At 73.3% G+C, this 1090-nt stretch carries 2 protein-coding genes; one reads left to right on the top strand and one right to left on the bottom strand.

Going from position 1 to position 1090, the window contains the following annotated elements; genetic code table 11:
• Window positions 1-4: 4 nt before the first annotated feature.
• Window positions 5-364 (bottom strand): winged helix-turn-helix transcriptional regulator, encoded by a 360-nt coding sequence (locus ACFU6K_RS39545; protein ID WP_380671589.1) that lies wholly within the window; start codon window positions 362-364, stop codon window positions 5-7.
• A 125-nt stretch (window positions 365-489) separates the two neighbouring features.
• Between ACFU6K_RS39545 and ACFU6K_RS39540 the strand changes: the two genes are divergently transcribed.
• Window positions 490-1065 carry a carboxymuconolactone decarboxylase family protein gene (locus tag ACFU6K_RS39540; protein ID WP_380671587.1) on the top strand — a complete coding sequence of 192 codons (576 nt, stop codon included), beginning with the start codon at window positions 490-492 and terminating at the stop codon, window positions 1063-1065.
• The last annotated feature ends 25 nt before the right edge of the window (window positions 1066-1090 follow it).

Genomic DNA, 1090 nt, shown 5'->3' with positions numbered 1-1090 from the left:
CGGCTCACCCGAGCCGACCGCCGGGCGGCTCCGTTTCGGCGGCCCAACGGTGGCTCCAGGCGGTCAGCGGGCCGAGGGCGGTGACGAGGTCGGCACCGAGCGGGGTGAGGCGGTAGGCGTCGTCCTGCGGGGCGAGCAGCCCGGCCTCGGTCAGCTCGGCGATGCGGGTGCTGAGCACGCTGGAGGACATCCGCTCGCACCGGCGCTGGAGATCGCGGAAGCCCGCCGGGGCCTGGCTCAGCTCCCACAGGATGCGCAGCGTCCAGCGCCGTCCCAGCAGGTCGAGCGCGGCCATCACGGGGCGGCCCGAGTCCGAACCGCGGACGGGGCGTCCGGGGCGGGGTGCGCTCGATTCCGTTGCCATGCCGTGCTCCGTTCTTTGGGCGCGCCGAAGAGTACCCAGTTCATGCTTGCGCTTCTCTTTCCGAAGCATGATAGTGATTCGAAAAGAGAAGCACTGAGGCACATGGAAGCAGCAGGAGGCGCCGCATGCCGCGCATCGAACCGCTCACCCCGCCCTACTCCGCCGACATCGAACGATCCCTGCGCCGCTGGATGCCGCCCGGCACCGCGCACGAACCGCTCGCACTGTTCCGCGTCCTGCACCGCAACCCGGAACTCGCCTCCCGCATGTTCGCCCTCGGCGCGGGCCTGCTCGGCCACGGACTCCTGCCCGCCGCCGACCGCGAACTCGTGATCGCCCGCACCACCGCCCGCGCCGGCTGCGGCTACGAGTGGGGCGTCCACGCCGCCACCCTCGCCCCGCAGGCCGGACTCACCCCCGAACAGCTACGGGCGACCGCCGCCGACGATCCGCTGGCAGCCAGCGCCACCTGGTCCCCCCGGCAGGCGGCCCTGCTCGCCGCCGCCGACGAACTGCACGACACCGCCCGCCTCTCGCCTGCCGCCTGGGGCGCCCTGCGCCCGCACTACGACGACGCCCAACTCCTGGAACTCCTCGTCCTCACGGGCTGGTACCGCACCATCGCCTACCTGGCCAACGGCGTCGAGCTCGACGCGGAGCCGTGGGCCGCCCCGTTCCCCGGCACCGAGGAGGACGGCTGAGCCACGGCCCGGCCCGGTTCATCCC

Origin of the sequence: Kitasatospora sp. NPDC057512, assembly GCF_042802135.1 — a bacterium.
Taxonomy (GTDB): domain Bacteria; phylum Actinomycetota; class Actinomycetes; order Streptomycetales; family Streptomycetaceae; genus Kitasatospora.
The sequence above is the reverse complement of the archived record's forward strand: the minus strand, read 5'-3'. Positions and strand labels throughout refer to the sequence as shown.

Bases quoted from the DNA above. Each gene is read 5' to 3' on its own strand.
- ACFU6K_RS39545 (WP_380671589.1), bottom strand. From the start codon at position 364: ATGGCAACGGAATCGAGCGCACCCCGCCCCGGACGCCCCGTCCGCGGT.
- ACFU6K_RS39540 (WP_380671587.1), top strand. From the start codon at position 490: ATGCCGCGCATCGAACCGCTCACCCCGCCCTACTCCGCCGACATCGAA.